The organism is Nocardia sp. NPDC019395 (genome assembly GCF_040632335.1).
In the GTDB taxonomy this organism is placed as follows: Bacteria; Actinomycetota; Actinomycetes; order Mycobacteriales; family Mycobacteriaceae; genus Nocardia.
Genome location: NZ_JBEYBT010000001.1, coordinates 604,913 through 622,692, shown reverse-complemented (window position 1 = coordinate 622,692; position 17,780 = coordinate 604,913). Strand labels below are relative to the sequence as shown.

Here is a 17,780-nt window from a genome sequence, read left to right as displayed (position 1 = left end):
GAAATCGAGCGCCTGCCGAAGCCGCTTATCCGCGTGCCTCGTTCGCGGCCGTGATGAACGCGATCTGGGCGGGTGACGGTCCGCAGAACTCGCCCTCGATACGGTCGGCCTCGCCGGCCTGCATCCGATACATGCTGTCGCGCAGGCCGGCGTCACCACCATGGAACCCTTCCAAGAGCTCCATCCACCGCGCCGCCAACTTCCGCGCCGCCGGTGCGGCCGGGTCCATTCCCACTGCGATCGCCGCATCGACCTCGGGGATGAGTTCACCCCATTCCGCTTCGGCTCGCCGGATCTGCTGTTCGCCGAGATCCTCCCGACGCTGCGCGAGCTGCGTCAGCTGCCCCTCGGTGAAATACTCCTTGAATGTGTCGTCGACCATGACGGTCCTCCTGATCAATTCCAGGAAGCGATCGACGGATGCGTCCGGCCTGCTCTCCGCCGTAGCGGCCAGCGCCGCGACCAAGGCATGTAGTTCCTGGGTCGCGGCCAGTTGCGCGGCCAGATAGTCGCGATGAGCGGACAGCACCTGCGGCGTTGCCACCGTCCCCGCGAGCACGTCCGCGATCCGATCCAGGCCCAGGCCCAACTGACGCAGGGCCAGCACCTGATACAGACGCTGGACATCACTCGCGGTGTAGAGCCGGTGTCCGGTACCGGTCCGCTCCGCCGGATGCACCAACCCGATACGGTCGTAATGATGCAGGGTCCGCACGGTCAGCCCGGCCTCGGCCGCGAGCTCACCGACCTTCCATACCCGCTCGGTTCCGCGCTGGTCCATCCGTTTCATCCCACTTCCACCGGCGCACCGTGCGCCGGCACCGCCGACGTTAGAACCTGACCTTACGTCAGGTGCAAACCGAAGAACGCCCTCCGAATCCAGCGGTCACAACCTGCTAATGTGAACATATGTTCGAATCCGTCGAGGGTGCGCCGCCGGTCGCCCGTATGCGCCGCTCCCCCGGCCGGCGGCCGGGGATTGCCGCGCGCCCGCAGGCGTCGATCCTGCACGCGGACCTGGATTCGTTCTATGCCTCCGTCGAGCAGCGGGACCGGCCGGATCTTCGCGGTAGACCCGTGCTGGTGGGCGGCGGTGTCGTCCTGGCCGCGAGCTACGAAGCCAAGTCCCGTGGGGTGCGGACCCCGATGAATATCGGCCGGGCGCTGCAGTTGTGCCCGTCCGCGATCGTGGTCCAGCCACGGATGTCGGTGTACGCACAGGCCAGCAAGGACGTTTTCGCGATCTTCGCCGATACGACCCCCGTCGTGGAGGGGATCTCCATCGACGAGGCCTTCCTCGACGTCGCGGGATTGCGGCGGATCGCCGGGGAGCCGCACGCTATCGCAGAGGTGCTGCGCGCCCGGGTGCGGCGAGAGGTCGGCCTGCCCATTTCCGTCGGTATCGCCGGCACGAAGTTCCTGGCCAAGGTCGCGAGTGCCGTCTCGAAACCGGACGGACTACTGGTGGTCGAGCACGGCGGGGAGCTCGATTTCCTGCATCCGCTTCCGGTGCAACGGCTCTGGGGCGTCGGCCCGGTGACGGCGGAAGCACTGCGGGTGCACGGTGTCGAGCGGATCGGGCAACTGGCCGAACTCGGCGAACAGGGGCTGCGACCGATCGTCGGCCGGGCCGCGGCCCGGCATCTGCACGCCCTGGCCTGGGCACGGGATCCGCGCCGGGTCGAGACCGGGCGGCGGCGCCGGTCGATCGGCGCCCAGCGCGCGCTCGGCCGCCGGCCACACACACCGGCCGAGGTCGAAGCGTATCTGCACGGTCTCACCGATCGCCTCGCGCGCCGGCTCCGGACCGCGGACAGGATCTGCCGAACCGTGGTGCTGCGCCTGCGTTTCGACGATTTCACCCGCGCGACCCGATCCCATACCTTGCCGGAGTCCACCGACCACACCGAAACCATCCTGCGCACCGCGCGCGGTCTGCTCACCGCCGCGATGCCGCTGATCGACGAGCGCGGGCTCACGCTGATCGGATTGGCACTGACCAACCTCGACGACGCGGACCCCCGGCAACTCACCCTGCCGTTCGACGACGGCCCCCGCCCGGAGTTGGATACAGCACTCGACGAGGTACGCACCCGGTTCGGTTCGACCGCCGTCACCCGCGCCGCCCTCCTCCACCACGGCGAGGGTTTATCGGTCCCCCTCCTACCGGACTGACCGGCCGGCGATCTCTGCTACCGCGGGCCCGGACCGCGCACGGTCAGGGCAGGATCGAATCGATATAGCCGCCGTCGACGCGCACCGCGCCGCCCGTGGTCGCCGAGGCGAGGTCCGAGCCCAGATAGACCACCATATTCTTCGCCGGCCTGGAGATTCTGGATCCGGGAGTCGTGGCCTCCAACCAGCGGCGCCCGGCCGGGGAGTCACCCGGCTGGCTCGACGCCCAGGTCAACTGCTGGGCGGGCGTCGCGCGCAAGCAATAGTCACCGGTGCGAACTGCTGGCGTGATCTGTGGTGTCCTCGTCATGAGGTATACACGCGACACCACCCCGGAGCGATAGGCAGTACGCCCCGACGTCGCGCAGGCCGCGGACCAGGGAATACGGTCCGGTTTCTATTCGCCATTGACAAATGGCACATTTCTGAATGATTCTTACGGGTATGAACAGGTCGACGAAGACCTCACCGCCGGTATCACCGGTCCCGCCGCCGTGGGATGCGGCCGGCCGCGCGGGAGATCGGCCCCGCCGAATCAGCCATAGCATGGGATTCGTGCTCGCAGAGCACCCCGCGACGGTGCACCGGGTCGCTGATTCCGCCGGCCCGGCGTCGCGGCAATCCACACCACGAAAGGCGCGCTGACATGCTGGGACTCGATAACCTCTGGCCGTTCGGCACCCCACCCCGCTCCCGCGGCGCCCGCGCCGTCGTCACCGGCGCGGGAAGCGGGATCGGCCGGGCCTTCGCCCGCGAACTGGCCGCCCGCGACGGCCGGGTCGTCTGCGCCGATATCGACGAAGAGCGCGCCGCGGAAACAGTGGCCGCGATCGAGCGCGAGTACCCGGGCGTTGCTTATGCGTTCCGCTGCGATGTGGCGCGGCGCGACGACGTCGAGGTCCTCGCCCGCTACGCGGAGTCCGTCTTCGACGGTCCCCCCACCCTGGTGATCAACAATGCCGGGGTCGGGTCGGGCGGAGCGCAGGTCGGCGAGATCGGTCTCGCCGAATGGGAGCGCACCCTCGGTATCAACCTGTGGGGCGTGATCTACGGCTGTGAGATCTTCGCGCCGCGACTGCGCGCCGTGGGTCACGGCGGCATCATCAATGTGGCCTCCGCCGCCGCATTCGGCACGGCACCGCGAATGGGCGCCTACAACACCGGAAAGGCCGGGGTGCTCGCGCTCTCGGAAACAATGTCCGCCGAGTTCGCCGGTACCGATATCGCGGTGACAGTTCTGTGCCCCACGTTCGTCCGCACGAATATCGCACAGGATGCACCGGTCCCCGCGGGGGCACGCGAAATCGCCGACACCCTGATGCGGTGGACCGGGTTCTCCCCCGAACGCATCGCCCGCACCACCCTCGACGCCCATGACCGCGGCCGGCTGCATGTCGTCCCGCAACCCGACGCACAAGTCCTCTGGTTGCTGAAACGGCTGTTCCCCGGCCAGTACACGGCCGTGGCCGGTCTGCTCGCACGACTGCTGCCCGACGAGGAAGCGGCCGCGTCCCCCACCCCGGAAAGAACAGGAGTCTGAGATGGCGACCATGGACTTCGACGATATGCTCGGCAAAATCAAGGATCGGCAGTGGGCGCTGGCCGATATCGACTGGGACGCCCCGGGTGCCGAAACCCTCACGCCCGAACAGCACGAGCGGCTGAAACCGTTCATGGCGGATCTGATGTGGATCGAGAACGTGGGTGCGCGCGGTTTCGCCGCGATGGCGAAAAAGGCGCCCACCGATACCCTGCGGGAGATATACCGCTGGTTCCACGCCGAAGAGCAGCGGCACGCCAATGCCGAACTCGCCTTGATGCGACGCTGGGGAATGCTGGACGGCGACGAGATCCCGCAGCCGAATATCAACGTCAAATTGGTGATCGACTTCCTGGACAAGTACTCCGACGATATGTCGCTGTCGTTCCTGGGCACGGTCATCCCGATGCTCGAGGTCGCCTTGGACGGCGCCCTGGTCAAATTCATCATGGACGAGATCGACGATCCGGTCTGCCAGGAGACGTTCCGTCGTATCAATGCCGACGAATCCCGGCATCTCGCCGTCGATTTCGCGGTGATGGACGTGCTGGGCCATGCGGAGCTGCGCAAACTGTTCATAGAACTGGTCGGTGGCTGGGTGAAACCGACCTTCCTCGTCGGCGTGCTCAGCTATGTGCCACTCCTGAACAAGATGCGCGACAATATCGTCGCGATGGGCGTGGACGAGCAGAAGCTCTACACAGCCATGGAGCGCTACCGCAAGGTGGGCGAGCGTAGCGAATTCGTGCGCCGGCTTCCGATGTATCAGATCGTCAAACTGCAGGCGAACTGGGTCGTCGACCGCGGTCACCCTTACCATCTGCTCGCCGACGCGCTGGTGAAGATCACCGGGGCCATCCCGCGGCAGCTGCTGCGCAAGGACCCGACCTGGTCGAAGGAACTCACCTACACGCCCGCCGCATAACGAGGAACACCATGACGACACACAATGCGGCGCCGCTGGACGTCGCGGTGATCGGTGCCGGATTCGCCGGTATCGGCGCCGCAATCCGATTACGCCAGAACGGTATCGGCAACTTCGCCGTATTCGAACGGGGGTCCGCGATCGGCGGTACCTGGCGCGACAATACCTACCCCGGTGCCGCCTGCGATATTCCGTCCCGGCTGTACTCCTACAGTTTCGCGCCGAACCCCGACTGGTCACACACCTACTCCGGTAGCTCGGAAATCCTCGGCTATATCGATTCGATCGCGGCGAAAGCGGGCGTTACACCGCATATCCGCCTGCGACACAACGTGACCGGTATGTCCTTCGACGAAAACGCCGGAATATGGGATATCGAGTTCGAGGGCCGGGCGCCTGTCCGAGCCCGGGCAGTGGTGCTGGCTTCCGGGCCGCTGACCGAACCCGGTTTTCCCGATATCCCGGGTATCGACACCTTCACCGGCCACAGAATCCACAGCGCGCGGTGGGATCACGACTACGACTTCTCCGGTAAGCGGGTGGCGGTGATCGGCACCGGCGCCAGCGCGGTCCAGATCATCCCCGAGTTGGTGCGGAAGGCTGAGGCGGTCAAGGTTTTCCAGCGCACCCCGGGCTGGGTCCTGCCGCGGGTCAACCGCCGGACGGGCACGCTGGCGAAGGAGATCTACCGACAGGTGCCGGGCGCGGAAGCCCTGGCGCGGCAGGCCTGGTTCTACGGCCACGAATCGGTGGCGCTCGGCGTCGTGTGGAATACGCCGCTCACCCGGGTGGTCGAAATGGTCGGCCGGGCTCAGTTACGCCGCCAGGTGAAAGATCCGTGGCTGCGCCGTCAGCTCACACCGGATTTCCGGGCCGGCTGTAAACGCCTGCTCATGTCCGACGACTACTATCCGGCACTGCAGCGCGACAATTGCAAGCTGATCACCTGGCCGATCGCGCGAATAGCCCCGGACGGTATCCGGACGGCCGAAGGGATCGAGCACCAGGCCGATTGCCTCGTATTCGCCACCGGTTTCGATGTCTCCAAGAAAGGCACCCCGATCCCGATCACCGGACGGGACGGGCGGGTACTCGCCGATGAATGGCGCCGCGGCGCATTCGCGTATCGCAGTGTCACAGTGTCGGGGTACCCGAATCTCTTCCTCACCTTCGGCCCCAATTCCGGGCCCGGCCACAATTCGGCACTGGTGTACATGGAGTCGCAGATCGACTATCTGGTGCGCGCCGTTCGCATCATCCTGGACCGCGACCTGCGAATGCTCGATGTCCGCCCGGACCGCCAGGAGCGCTACAACGCCGCCATCCAGCGCCGGCTCGGGGCGACCACCTGGAATTCGGGCTGCCGGAGCTGGTATCTCACCGAGGACGGTTTCAACCCGACCATGTACCCGGGGTTCGCCACCCAGTACCGTCACCAGCTGCGCGAGGTCGACCTCGACGACTACACGGTGGCGACGGCCGAATCGAGTATTCCGCGCAGGTCGGTCCCCGCGTCGTGACCGGCGGCTAGACTCGATCACTCGAGCCGGGGGCAACCGGGCGGCTGGCGGGCGAGGAGGTGCGGAGAACATGCCGAGGTACCGGATCGACGATCTGGCCCGGGCGGCGGGCACCACCTCCCGCAATGTCCGCGCCTACCAGGAACGCGGCCTGCTCCCACCGCCCGCGGCCAGGGACGGCCGCGCCAGTATCTACGACGATTCCCACCTCGAGCGGCTACGCCTCATCGACGCCCTGCTGCAGCGCGGGTTCACCACCGCGCATATCTCCGATTTCATAACCAGCTGGGAAACGGGCAAGGACCTCACCGAGGTCCTCGGCCTGCAGCACGCGGTCACCGCGAACTGGTCCCAGGAGGAGCCGTTCGAGGTCTCCCGGGAACTGCTCGCCACCATCCTCGGCGGGCGATCCGACGAGCTGGTGGAGAAAATGCGCCGCATGGATCTGGTCCGGATCGACGGCGACACCGTGGTGATCACCGATACCCAGCTGCTCACCTCGTTCACCGAACTCCACGAGTACGGAATCGACCTGGGCACGCTCATCTCGGTATACGCCGAGGTGGCGACCCGGATCGACGATATCAGCGGCATTCTGATCCGCGCGGCGAAAAAACATATCGTCGACGAGCACGGCCCGGGCTGGCTACCCGACACCAACGAGGAGATCGCCGAAACCACCCGGATGCTGAACACGATGCGCGAACTCGGTGTCGCCGCCGTACACACCAGCCTGGCTCGTTCCCTGGACGCCACCCTCGCCCGCGAACTCGGTGACTATCTCGCCGCCGCGGCCGAGCGGGAACGCGAACGCAAAGCGGGACGGGCCGAACGCGGCCGCTGACCGCACTCAACGAATTGCCGACCGAGCGGTTTTCCGGGCTGTCCGGTGTCGGAGTTGTCACGCAGCAGCATCCCCGACGGCTCCAGCTTCGGCATTACCGACAAACCGACCCAGGATCCGGGCCGGACGGTCCGAGGAGAACATGCCGTTTCCGGGCGCAGCGATGATGCACACGAGCTACTCAGACTCTCGACACGAATGCCAGCGCGAGGAATATGACGCACAATGTGGCGCCCGCCACTATCGTGATGTGTAGTCCGTCCGCTGTCGCACTGTCGCCTTTGGACCGAGTCAGGAGTATCAACGTCGGCATCCCGACTGCAGCAGCGGCCGGCCAGAGCGCCGCGCCGGCCCCCCCACCCTCGTACAACACACGTAGCATCATCGCACCCGCCGCGAGAACCGAGAGTGCCGTGCGGAATCGGGCAAGGCGGGTGCGTTCCGGCTGCAGGCCCGAATCCCTTTCGGGGTGTTCCGAATCCGGGAAGCCCATGTGCGTCAACTGGCGAGGAGCAGGGCCACGCAGACCGCGATAACGCACAGACCGATCGGAGCGGTCGTGGTAGCGGCCGGCAAAGGCTTGCCCAGTCGTATCGCGCGCTCGGAACGCGCCCACCGAAGCCAGCCGATCGCGACAGCTGCCGCGGCCAGGCAAAGTAGGCCGGTAGACGCCAGGTGGCGAGTAGTGGCCGGGAGATGCGCCGTGAGGGCGCCGGTGGCCACGCCTGCAGCAGCCAGCGCCAACGCCGTCCTGATCCAGGCGAGAAATGTTCGTTCATTCGCCAAGGTGAACCGGTAGTCCGGCTCATTGCCCTGGCCGTATACCCATCGGGGCGCCCGTGTGGGCATATGTGGTCACCTTCTGTGCCTTACGCCGGTCCGGTGCTGCTCGACCCGCCCGTCTACCTACCTGAATTCACTTTATGTCTACCGTATCACCGGACAACCTCTGCGGAGATGACCGGGAGGCGCCCGCCGCCGACTACTGGCGACACATGCCCCACTCACGGCACAGAAAGCCCCCACAGACCCCTTGACGGTGTGACAGGCGACACGTATGGTCTCAGAAGTGAAGTCAGTTCAGTTTTTATAATGAGGAGCAAGAGTGCAGGTGCGGAAGCCCCCGAACGTGGTTGTCGTCCTATTGGACGACTGCGGATTCGCCCAGTTGGGATGCTTCGGCGCCCCCTTCGGTACGCCGAACATTGATTCACTCGCGGAAGGGGGCATCCGGCACAATGCCTTTCACGTCACCGCGCTCTGTTCGCCCTCGCGTGCAGCTCTGCTGACAGGGCGAAACCACCACGCAGTCGGCATGGGACTGTTTCCGGAGACACCGACCAATCGACCCGGATACTCGGGCCGCATTCCCGGCGGAATCGATACACTTCCCGGCCTACTCCGGACCGCTGGATACAGCACCTTCGCCGTGGGTAAATGGCATCTGACTCCGCGTGGCGAGCAAAGCTCGGCCGGGCCGCACACGCGGTGGCCGCTGGGAATGGGATTCGACCGCTACTACGGCTTCCTCGGATCCGAGGCCAATATGTGGGCGCCGAATCTCACGGTCGACAATCACCACATCCCTTCGCCGGGTGGCGCCACACAGGAGTACCACCTCACCGAGGACCTTGCCGACCAGGCGATTCGGATGATTACCGATCAACAGCAAGGCAATCCCGACCGGCCGTTCTTCCTGTACTTCACGCCGGCCGCGCCGCATGCACCCCACCACGTCGCCGACGAATGGAGTGATCAGTATCGCGGCGCCTTCGACGAAGGCTGGGATGTTATGCGCCAACGCGTATTCGAGCGCCAGATCGCGCTCGGTGTCGTGCCCGAGGGCACGACACCGACATCGCGGCCGTCGTGGGTACCGGCATGGGAAGACCTGAACGATACGCAGCGAGCGCTGTACGCCCGAATGCAGGAAGTGTTCGCCGGGCTGGTCTCGCACACCGATCATCAGATCGGCCGATTGGTGCGGCATCTCGAAGAGCTCGGCATCCGTGACGATACGGTGATCATGGTTCTATCGGATAACGGTGCAAGCGCAGAAGGCGGCCCGGACGGCACGCTCAACGAAACCGGCTTCGCACTCGGCGTGGACTCGAACGTCGAGGAAATGGCCGAGCACATCTCGGGTATCGGCAGCGCCGATTGGTACAACCATTATTCGTGGGGCTGGGCCTGGGCAGGCAATACACCATTTCACCTGTGGAAGCGATATTCCTGGCTGGGCGGCACTCGGGTGCCGTTCGTCGTCAATTGGCGGGCCGGGCTCCCCGTCGGTCGCGGCGAGGTCGCTTCCGGCTTCAACCATATGGTCGACATCCTGCCGACGATCTGCGAAATGGCCGGTGTGGACGTCGGCGATATCGAACTCGATGGACGCTCTTTTCTTCCGGTCCTCAGGCATGAGGCCGATTCGATCGAGCGAACGCAGTACTTCGAAATGGTCGGCACCCGCTCGCTCTACAAGAACGGCTGGAAGGCGACCACCGACCACGTGATCACCGGGGCGGGAGCCGAATCCGAGCTGGTCGAGGGCAGCCGCTCCTACGAGACCGATACATGGCACCTTTTCGACCTGACCACGGACTTCTCCGAGGCGCGTGATGTCGCGGACAGCCACCCGGAGATCGTTGCCGACCTCGAGCACACCTGGTGGGAAGAGGCACGACGCAACAACGTCCTCCCCCTCATCGAGGGTTCGTTCGTCGATCTCATCGCAGAGGCGTCGGGGTCCGGACCGCAGCGGACGCACTTCGTCTACCGACCGGGCACGAGCCCGATACACGAACATTGCGGTCCGGTATTGAGCGATGGCTTCACCCTCCGCATGAACGGTTCTTTCGGCGCGGCGGACACCGGAGTGATCTGCGCGCAAGGGGACTGGAACAACGGATGGGCCGTGGTCGCCGAGACCGGGCGACTCCACTTCGTGATGAGCCGAGTCGGCGTCGAGCACCTGCTGTCGTGGGATCGCATCGAAGAAATCGGCAACCTACAACTTACGTACACGCCGAACACGGAGCGAACAGGCGGCGAGATGAGCCTCCACGCCGACGGTGTAGAGATCGAAACGTACCGCCTCACGTCCGGAATCCCGCCCCTGTGGCAGTACTACGGAGCAAACCTCTGCGTCGGCTACGACGAGGGAATCCCGGTCTCGCGCCGCTATTCCGTTCCGCACCGATTCACGGGCCGTCTCGACCGCATAACCATAGACACCAAACCACTCAGCGCTGCACATGTCTCCGCCATGACCGAAGCAGTAGCACGAGGAGACTGAAGGTATTCGATCGATGCGAGACATGGTAATGACGACCACGACAGCCGACCGCGATGGAGCGGGTACGCACGGCGTGGACATCGCGAATCTGAATCACACGTTCATCAGTGCGGACGGTATACCCGTACCGGCCGTCGACAACTTCTCCTTGACCGTCCGCGCAGGGGAATTCATCAGCATCATCGGCCCGAGCGGATGCGGTAAAACCACGGTCTTGAATATTGTCGCAGGGCTCGAGGAAATCCAGTCCGGTCGCGTCAGTGTGCTGGGCCGGCCCGCCAAAGCGGGGCGCCCGGAGGTTTCGACTTCATTCGCCAGGGATGCTCTGCTCCCGTGGCGTAGCGCGAGGGAGAACGTTGCCCTGCCGCTCGAGCTCCGCGGGGTCCCGAAGGCCGAACGTCTCCAGCGCGCAGACGAGTTACTCGCCAAAGTGGGCCTGAGCCATGCCGCCGGTAACTACCGCGGTCAGCTTTCACAGGGTATGCGACAGCGCGTCGCCCTGGCCAGGGCACTGGTGGTCGAACCCGAATTGCTACTACTCGATGAGCCTTTCGCCGCGCTCGACTCGCAGACGCGCGTCCTGGTCCAGGGCGAACTGCTCCGGTTACTGCAAACCGGCGCGAATGCCGTGACCACGTTGATGGTCACCCACGACCTGGCGGAGGCCATTGCTCTTTCCGACACCATCGTCCTGATGGGACGTCGGCCGGGAACTGTGAAGGAGACCTTCCAGGTCGACCTCCCGCGCCCGCGAGACGCCGTCGCGCTGCGGTCGAACCACCAGTTCACGGAGCTCCACGAACGTATTTGGGAATCGCTTGCTCAGGAGGTCGAACTATGAGCGCACCGGTCAAGGCCACCACCCCGGCAAGTGGGGTCGAGCGGCCCGGCCATCCCCCGGCATTCGATGCGGCTGGAAAGAAGCGGAAGCCGGAAGGTCGAGCCCTGGTCTGGAGCCTCCGGCTGGGAACGATCGCCCTGATCCTGGGATCCTGGGAGTTGTGCGCCTCTATGGGGGTGGTGGATGAGCTCTTCACGAGCAAGCCTTCCGCCATCGCGGTAGCCTTTTGGAACCTTCTGCCGAACGGCCAGATCTGGCAGGATACATTCGTCACGGTGACAGAAGTGCTGCTGGGGTTCAGCCTCTCGGCAGTCGCGGGGATACTTGTAGGTTTGGTCCTCAGTTCGATCAGGGTCCTCGCCGATGCACTCGAGCCCATTCTGAACGCGCTGAACACTGTGCCCCGAATCGCGTTGATCCCGCTGTTCGTGGCCTGGTTCGGTCTCGGCGTGACGCCCCGCATAGTCCTGGCCTTCACCATCGCCTTTTTCATCATGGCGACCACGGTGACGGCAGCGCTGGCCAGCCCGAACAAGGACCTGCAACTTCTGGCGAAAAGCCTGGGCGCGACGCGCCGGCAAACCATGCTGAAATTCGTCCTGCCGGGCGCTACACCGGTGATCGCTTCGGGCCTGCAACTGTCCCTGATCTATTCGTTCCTGGGCGTCATCGCAGCAGAAATCGTGTCGGGCAGCGCTGGCTTGGGAACACGGATGACGGCCTACGCGAATTCGTTCCAAGCGGCGAGTTACTTTGCTGTCCTCGTAATCCTCACGATCGTCTCAACGATCCTGACGACGGCCATTCGCCGAACGGAGAAGCGCCTCCTCCGGTGGCACGCCTACGAATCGGCTGGAAACTGACCTCCTACCAATCCCGTGCGCGGGTTCTTACCCTCTCTACTTCAGGAGAACAGCGTTGTTCAAAACCGGACGTATCGGCGGAAATCGGATCGTGTCGCTCATTGCTGCTGCCGTGGCGGTATCCGCCGCCACGACGCTGTCCGCATGTGTAAGCAGCTCACCCACCACCGTCAACGGTGTCACCGCCATCACCGTCGGAGCGTTCGCCAACGCCCTGCCCACCCTGCCGATTCAGGTTGCACAGAATCAGGGCTTCTTCGAGCAGAACAAGCTCGAGGTCGACGTCGAAACTGCCTCGTCGATGCCTAGCCTGCTGCAGGCGGCGGTCGCACGCCAGATCGACGTCGCCGCGATAACCGGAACCGTCGCGGCCACGGCCATCAGGGAGGGCGCACCGCTGAAGGCGATCATCGGACAGGGCGGAGGAAGTACGGTCGTAGTTTCGAACAGCGTCCACGACACCGGCGCCACATATCCGGATTCCGCTCGGGCCCTCGCCGATAGGACGATAGGAGTGACCGCTCCCGGCGGTTACAGCGATCAGATCTTCAAATATATCGAAAAAGAGGCAGACGTCCCGGGCATGAAATATGTCACGGTTACCGGTGTTGCAGAGAATATTTCGGCTCTTCAGAGTGGCCGCGTCCAGGCAGTCAATCTCGATCCGATCTCGGCGATCCGCGTTCAGCGAATGAACCTGGGAAGAATTCTCTACGACTTCCAGCACACCGGGCCGACCGAAATGCTGAACGTACCCACCACGTATGGGTTTGCCAACGTGTCCTTCGCCGGCAATCCCGCAGCTCCAGCGTTCGCGCGAGCCATCGCGCAGGCTATCGACTGGATCAAGAATCCGGCCAACTCCGGTGCGTTGCAAGTCGAACTCACGAATCTTCTCGGCCAGGAGGTGAACTACTCGCCGGACGAACTCGATCTGGTGCGGGGTAGCTTCGTGGCCCATATCGACCCGGCCGGGCTCGCGGCGAACTTCGCCGTAGCGGGCGTGGACGCCGACCCCCAGGCGGTCGTCGGCCCGGACGCCCCGACGACCGAAGCCGGTGCCGCAGATCTCATCGGTAGTTGACCGTCCACGTATCTCGACGTTCCCGCCGGGCATGGTCCAGCGATTGGAAATCCACGCGAACCCTTCGCAGGATCGCAGCCCCTTCATCCAGGAGAATCCGTGAATAAATACCCACTTTCCGAAGCAACCCGTAATCGACTACAGCAAACATTCGGACATTTCATCGACGGTGAAATCGTCCCGTCGATCAACGGTGAGACAATGGACGTGCTCGATCCGGCTTCCGGCGAGCGCATTGCCCGGGCCTCGGCGGGTGCCCGCGCAGATGTCGACCGTGCGGTCCGGTCAGCTCGTCGATCATTCGACGACCGGTCGTGGCGTTCGATCGATCCGCTGGAGCGAGAGCGGCGCATCCGCACAATGAGTCGGCTGCTGCTCGATCAGAAAAGCATGATCACCGAACTGGACGTTCTGGATTCCGGTCTGATCAGCTGGTATGTCGACTTCTGCGTGGATTTCGCCGCCAACGGAATCGACTATTATGCCGGTTGGCCCAGCAAAATCGAAGGTTCGATTCCCCCTGCGCCGGAAGGGTTCTCGGTGCGCGTGGAACGTGAGCCGATCGGCGTCATCGGTCTCATCACGCCGTGGAACGGTCCGATCACGGTCTTCGGCTCGGTAGCGGCCGCCTTGGCCACCGGCAACTCGGTCATCCTGAAGCCGGCCGAACAGACTCCCATGACCGCGGTGCTGATGGCGGAGATCGCGGCCGAGGCAGGTATCCCCCCGGGTGTCTTCAACGTGCTGCAAGGTCGGGGTCAAGAGGTCGGTGCAGGTTTGGTCGAGCACCCAGGGGTCGATGCGATCTCGTTCACCGGGTCCGTGGCCACCGGGAAAGCGATCCAGGCAGCGGCAGCGGGACAGGTCAAGCGAGTGACTCTGGAGCTGGGCGGAAAGAGTCCGTTCATCGTATTCCCCGATGCCGACCTCGAGGCCGCTGCCGCAGCAGCCAGGATGGCGGTGTGGGGCGCATCCGGTCAGGTGTGTACCGCGGGGTCGCGCGTCCTCGTGCACCGATCCGTTCAGGCCGAGTTCACGAAGCTGGTCATCGAGGGGACCGAGGGAATGACACTCGGTGACGGCTTCGACGCGGCCACCCAAGTCGGACCGCTGGTCTCGTCCGAACAGCTCGAGCGAGTGCGGAAGTACATCGCGATCGGCCGGGACGAAGGGGCCACCCTTGCAGTCGGTGGCGCCTCGCCCGACCGGTCCGGCTATTTCATCGAACCGACCGTTTTCACCGACGTGAAGAACGAGATGCGTATTGCGCAGGAGGAGATCTTCGGGCCGGTGATGTCGATCCTGCCGTTCGATACCGAAGCCGAAGCAGTCCGGATAGCGAACGACAGCCTATACGGCCTCGCCGCCGGCGTATGGACCACCGACCTCGATACGGCCGGCCGAATGACATCGGCACTGCGCACCGGGACCGTGTGGATCAACAGCTACCAGATGGTGTACCCCTCGATCCCTTACGGGGGAGTCAAGCTCTCGGGGCACGGCCGCAATCTCGGCGCCGCATCCATCGAGGAGCTGACCCAACTGAAAACAGTCTGGACCAAGGTCGGAGAGTGAAAGTCGAATGACAACCGCCGAAGAGCGTGTGGCTATCGAAGATGTCATCTATCGCTACGCATCGCATATCGATTCCGGACGCGTCGGAGATCTGGAGCAGGTACTACATACGGACCTTTGGGCGCAGTACGGCAATGCCGAGCCCATCGCCGGCCGGGACCGGGTGATCTCCTGGATCCGAGAGGCCACCAGCACCTGTATCTGGCAGCACCACTTCCTCCGGACGTATCACGTCGACGTTCGCGATGACCGGGCGACCGCGCTGGTTTACCACACCTCCTACCAAGCTTTCGCCGGGGACAAGGATGTCTGCCAACTCGTCGGCCGCTACCACCAGGAGCTGACCCGGGTCGACGGTCGATGGGTCATTTCCCGGCTCGTCTTCGAGATCGTATGGGGCGAACGGCGCACGGACAGCCTCGGCTACCTCGCTTCGGTCGGTGGCCGCGGGCCGGAGGTGCCCGGGTGGCCGTAACAGCCATCGATGGCTCGACGGGAGTCGAACAGGATCTGCTCGTAGTCTCGAGAAGGCCCCCTACTATGCGATACCGGTACACAGCGGGACGCTGGGCACCACGGGCGGACCCAGGACGAACACCGATGCCCAGGTCGTGAATGCCTACGGCCACTCCATCGAAGGCCTGTATGCCGCGGGCAATGTCATGGCCGGAGTGACCGGAATGTTCTACGACGGAGCAGGCGGAACCCTCTCCCCTGCACTCACTTTCGGGTATATCGCCGGAAGCCACGCTGCCGCATCGTCCGCAAGCGCGGCGTGACGGCGACCGTTTCAGGAACTCCTGCTCGGCATCCGTACGCATCGAGATGTCGGGTAGGAGTCACCCGCCCCCGGAGACCTGGTACCCGCGCTTCCCGCGGGCACGCCGTGTCGCCCCGCAAGGAAGGTTCTGTCATGGCCGCGACCGGAGAAGTGCCGTTGGCTGACCGGATGCTGCCGGTTCGACGGCCTCGATCGGCTACAGAACGCGGTATGCGACCAAGTCGCTGCGTACAGCAACGGCGGAACGGGCGCTGAACAGATGACAGTGCAGTCGAGTTACGGACGGCCGAGTTCGGCCGGACAGTCGGAAAGACAAGGATCATGAGTACGGACTTTCCCCATCTCTTCACTCCATTCGACGTCGGTGGTATGACGATCAGAAATCGCCTGGTTGCGTTACCGGCCGGGACGAGTATGGCCGAACGCGGCGTGCCCACACACGGAGATGTCGAGCATTTCGAACGACTCGCGGCGGGGGGCGTCGGGATGATCATCGGCGGCGCCACAGTGGTTCACCCTACGACCACTCTTCGGTCACGACGCCTCGTCGAGGCCTACATCGATGAGTTCGTGCCGGCCACAGCCGAGAAGGTCGCGGTAATCCATAGGCACGGTTCCCGTTTCATCGGCCAGCTCTGCCATCTCGGGCGTGAGTTCATCGGCGGTGAATCGGATGCGCCCCCGTCGGCGCCTTCGGCGATCAAAACCGTCCGCGACGCCTATCCGCCACACGAACTGACGATCCCGGAGATCGAGGATATCGTCGAGGGCTGGCGGACCTCGACCGCCAATCTGGTCGCGGCCGGCGCCGACGGAGCAGAGTTGCATGCGGCGCACGGCTATCTCCCGGCCCAATTCCTCTCCCCCCTGACGAACCAGCGCACCGACTCCTTCGGCGGATCATTCGAGAACCGGATGCGTTTCACCCGGCTGATCATCGAAGCGATGAAGTCGGTGATACCCGCCGGATTCGTCCTGGGGGTCCGCCTCAGCGGTGAGGAAGAAATCCGGGGCGGTATGGGAATCGACGACTGCGTGCGTATCGCCGAGAACCTGACCGATCTGGGGATCGACTACTTCAGTATCACCCACGGCACTCGGGGCAAGTACGTGAAGGACTCCACCAACGAGGACGCGGTCGCGATCCCCTCCGCTTCCGCGGTCAGAGCCGCCACCGGCGTGGCCACTCTGGTCGGCCAGCGGATTCGCGATGCCGGCACCGCCGAATATGCCGTGAAATCCGGCCACGCCGACATGGTGGGGATGGCGCGGGCACTGATTGCCGACCCCGATCTGCCGATCAAATCACAGACAGGGCGGCTGGACGAGATTCGCGGGTGTTTGGGTATCAATCAGGACTGCCGAGCCTTCGACCCGCACCTGCACTGCGCGGTCAACGCCGAGATAGGGCGGGGTCGCCATCCAGGTGTCGGCATCGCGGCCCCACGGCGGAAAGAAGTGTTCGTCATAGGAGGAGGTCCGGCGGGTATGGAGGCCGCCCGCGTCGCAGCCGGCCGCGGACATCGGGTGACCTTGTTCGAGAAGGACCCAGTACTCGGCGGCGCGGTCCGGGTAGCCGCTGCCGCGCCACACCGAGCAACCCTCATCGATGTGGTGGACTATCTGCAACGCGAACTCCGCCGCTTGAAAGTCGATGTGAACCTTTCCGCGGGAATCGAACTCGACGACCTCGCAGACCTGCGCGAGGCCGCGGACCATATCGTCGTGGCCACCGGCTCCCGCCCCTCGGAGCTTCCGGCCGGCCTGCGGGATCGGCCGTCCGCCACAGTCGATGACGTACTTCTGGGCAGGCTGCCCGCGGCCGAGAATCAGCGGGCCCTGGTCTATGACGAGAGCGATGGATTCTGGCCTGCCTACAGTGCCGCTGAAGCACTGGCGCAGCACGGCTGGCAGGTCACGATCGCCACGCCACTCATGGGACCGGCATCGCGGATACCCCATGAGAGTGTCGGGCCGCTTCTCGGGCGGCTCGGTGCGGCCGGAGTCGAGTTCATCACCGGTCACTCACTCGTGCCCCCTGTGGACCCGGGCGATCCACTTTTGCTGCGGCCGGCCTTCGGTCACGGGGACGTGGCCCTCGACGATGCCCTCATCGTATGGCATCGACCGCGTATGTCGCGTTCTCGGCTCGGACTGGAGTCCGGCGGCGCAGTCAGCGCCATCGGCGACTGCGTTACCCCGCGCCGGATCAGCCACGCCATCGCCGAGGGCTACCGCACAGGCGCCGAGCTCTGAGCGAGGCGGGCTTTCGCCGAGGGCACTACCCCACAACTCGGTGCTCGACACCCGGTAGGGGGTCTCCGACCTGCCGGCGGC

The 17,780-nt window shown here is 64.7% G+C and carries 17 protein-coding genes and 1 pseudogene; 14 read left to right on the top strand and 4 right to left on the bottom strand.

The features are described 5' to 3' along the window. Window positions 1-25 precede the first annotated feature (25 nt). A complete protein-coding gene (locus ABZ827_RS02865) occupies window positions 26-790 on the bottom strand; it encodes a MerR family transcriptional regulator (protein ID WP_357231916.1) in 765 nt (254 codons plus the stop codon). A gap of 158 nt (window positions 791-948) precedes the next feature. Between ABZ827_RS02865 and dinB the strand changes: the two genes are divergently transcribed. Further along, a complete protein-coding gene (gene dinB / locus ABZ827_RS02860; protein WP_357234418.1) occupies window positions 949-2,175 on the top strand; it encodes a DNA polymerase IV in 1,227 nt (408 codons plus the stop codon). A 43-nt stretch (window positions 2,176-2,218) separates the two neighbouring features. Here dinB and ABZ827_RS02855 read toward each other — a convergent pair. Further along, window positions 2,219-2,314: pseudogene (locus tag ABZ827_RS02855) on the bottom strand (oxidoreductase); the annotation flags it as partial. Between the two features lie 34 nt (window positions 2,315-2,348). Between ABZ827_RS02855 and ABZ827_RS02850 the strand changes: the two are divergent. From ABZ827_RS02850 to ABZ827_RS02830, 5 genes are all read left to right on the top strand, one after another. Continuing rightward, a complete protein-coding gene (locus ABZ827_RS02850; RefSeq protein WP_357231913.1) occupies window positions 2,349-2,441 on the top strand; it encodes a hypothetical protein in 93 nt (30 codons plus the stop codon). A gap of 380 nt (window positions 2,442-2,821) precedes the next feature. Then, on the top strand, window positions 2,822-3,715 hold the full coding sequence (locus ABZ827_RS02845; RefSeq protein WP_357231910.1) for an SDR family NAD(P)-dependent oxidoreductase: 894 nt from the start codon (window positions 2,822-2,824) through the stop codon (window positions 3,713-3,715). Window position 3,716: 1 nt separating this feature from the next. Next, entirely contained in the window at window positions 3,717-4,640 is a 924-nt protein-coding gene (locus tag ABZ827_RS02840; RefSeq protein WP_357231907.1) for a ferritin-like domain-containing protein, read from the top strand. 11 nt (window positions 4,641-4,651) lie between these two features. Next, on the top strand, window positions 4,652-6,160 hold the full coding sequence (locus ABZ827_RS02835; protein WP_357231904.1) for an NAD(P)/FAD-dependent oxidoreductase: 1,509 nt from the start codon (window positions 4,652-4,654) through the stop codon (window positions 6,158-6,160). A 70-nt stretch (window positions 6,161-6,230) separates the two neighbouring features. Further along, complete coding sequence (locus ABZ827_RS02830; RefSeq protein WP_357231902.1) at window positions 6,231-7,004, top strand: MerR family transcriptional regulator; 774 nt, start codon at window positions 6,231-6,233, stop codon at window positions 7,002-7,004. A 181-nt stretch (window positions 7,005-7,185) separates the two neighbouring features. Here ABZ827_RS02830 and ABZ827_RS02825 read toward each other — a convergent pair whose 3' ends face one another. Both ABZ827_RS02825 and ABZ827_RS02820 read right to left on the bottom strand, forming a co-directional pair. Continuing rightward, the gene (locus tag ABZ827_RS02825) at window positions 7,186-7,497 is read right to left on the bottom strand and encodes a DUF202 domain-containing protein (protein ID WP_357234415.1); all 312 of its coding nucleotides are present in this window, start codon (window positions 7,495-7,497) and stop codon (window positions 7,186-7,188) included. Between the two features lie 5 nt (window positions 7,498-7,502). Then, window positions 7,503-7,853 (bottom strand): DUF202 domain-containing protein, encoded by a 351-nt coding sequence (locus ABZ827_RS02820; RefSeq protein WP_357231899.1) that lies wholly within the window; start codon window positions 7,851-7,853, stop codon window positions 7,503-7,505. 256 nt (window positions 7,854-8,109) lie between these two features. Here ABZ827_RS02820 and ABZ827_RS02815 point away from each other — a divergent pair, with 256 nt between their 5' ends. The 8 genes from ABZ827_RS02815 (at window position 8,110) to ABZ827_RS02780 (ending at window position 17,699) form a co-directional block, all read left to right on the top strand. Next, on the top strand, window positions 8,110-10,299 hold the full coding sequence (locus ABZ827_RS02815) for an arylsulfatase (protein WP_357231896.1): 2,190 nt from the start codon (window positions 8,110-8,112) through the stop codon (window positions 10,297-10,299). A gap of 13 nt (window positions 10,300-10,312) precedes the next feature. Then, the gene (locus ABZ827_RS02810; RefSeq protein WP_357231893.1) at window positions 10,313-11,140 is read left to right on the top strand and encodes an ABC transporter ATP-binding protein; all 828 of its coding nucleotides are present in this window, start codon (window positions 10,313-10,315) and stop codon (window positions 11,138-11,140) included. Beyond that, window positions 11,137-12,003, top strand: coding sequence for an ABC transporter permease (locus ABZ827_RS02805; RefSeq protein WP_357231890.1), 867 nt, complete (start codon window positions 11,137-11,139; stop codon window positions 12,001-12,003). Before ABZ827_RS02810 ends, ABZ827_RS02805 begins: the two co-directional genes overlap by 4 nt. Before the next feature lie 91 nt (window positions 12,004-12,094). Further along, the gene (locus tag ABZ827_RS02800) at window positions 12,095-13,087 is read left to right on the top strand and encodes an ABC transporter substrate-binding protein (protein WP_357231887.1); all 993 of its coding nucleotides are present in this window, start codon (window positions 12,095-12,097) and stop codon (window positions 13,085-13,087) included. A 99-nt stretch (window positions 13,088-13,186) separates the two neighbouring features. Beyond that, window positions 13,187-14,662, top strand: a complete 1,476-nt coding sequence (locus ABZ827_RS02795) for an aldehyde dehydrogenase family protein (protein WP_357231884.1) — start codon at window positions 13,187-13,189, stop codon at window positions 14,660-14,662. A gap of 7 nt (window positions 14,663-14,669) precedes the next feature. Further along, a complete protein-coding gene (locus ABZ827_RS02790) occupies window positions 14,670-15,137 on the top strand; it encodes a nuclear transport factor 2 family protein (RefSeq protein WP_357231882.1) in 468 nt (155 codons plus the stop codon). Beyond that, window positions 15,103-15,441, top strand: a complete 339-nt coding sequence (locus tag ABZ827_RS02785) for an FAD-binding protein (protein WP_357231879.1) — start codon at window positions 15,103-15,105, stop codon at window positions 15,439-15,441. The genes ABZ827_RS02790 and ABZ827_RS02785 overlap by 35 nt, the downstream gene beginning before the upstream one ends. Before the next feature lie 323 nt (window positions 15,442-15,764). After that, a complete protein-coding gene (locus ABZ827_RS02780; RefSeq protein WP_357231876.1) occupies window positions 15,765-17,699 on the top strand; it encodes an FAD-dependent oxidoreductase in 1,935 nt (644 codons plus the stop codon). The last annotated feature ends 81 nt before the right edge of the window (window positions 17,700-17,780 follow it).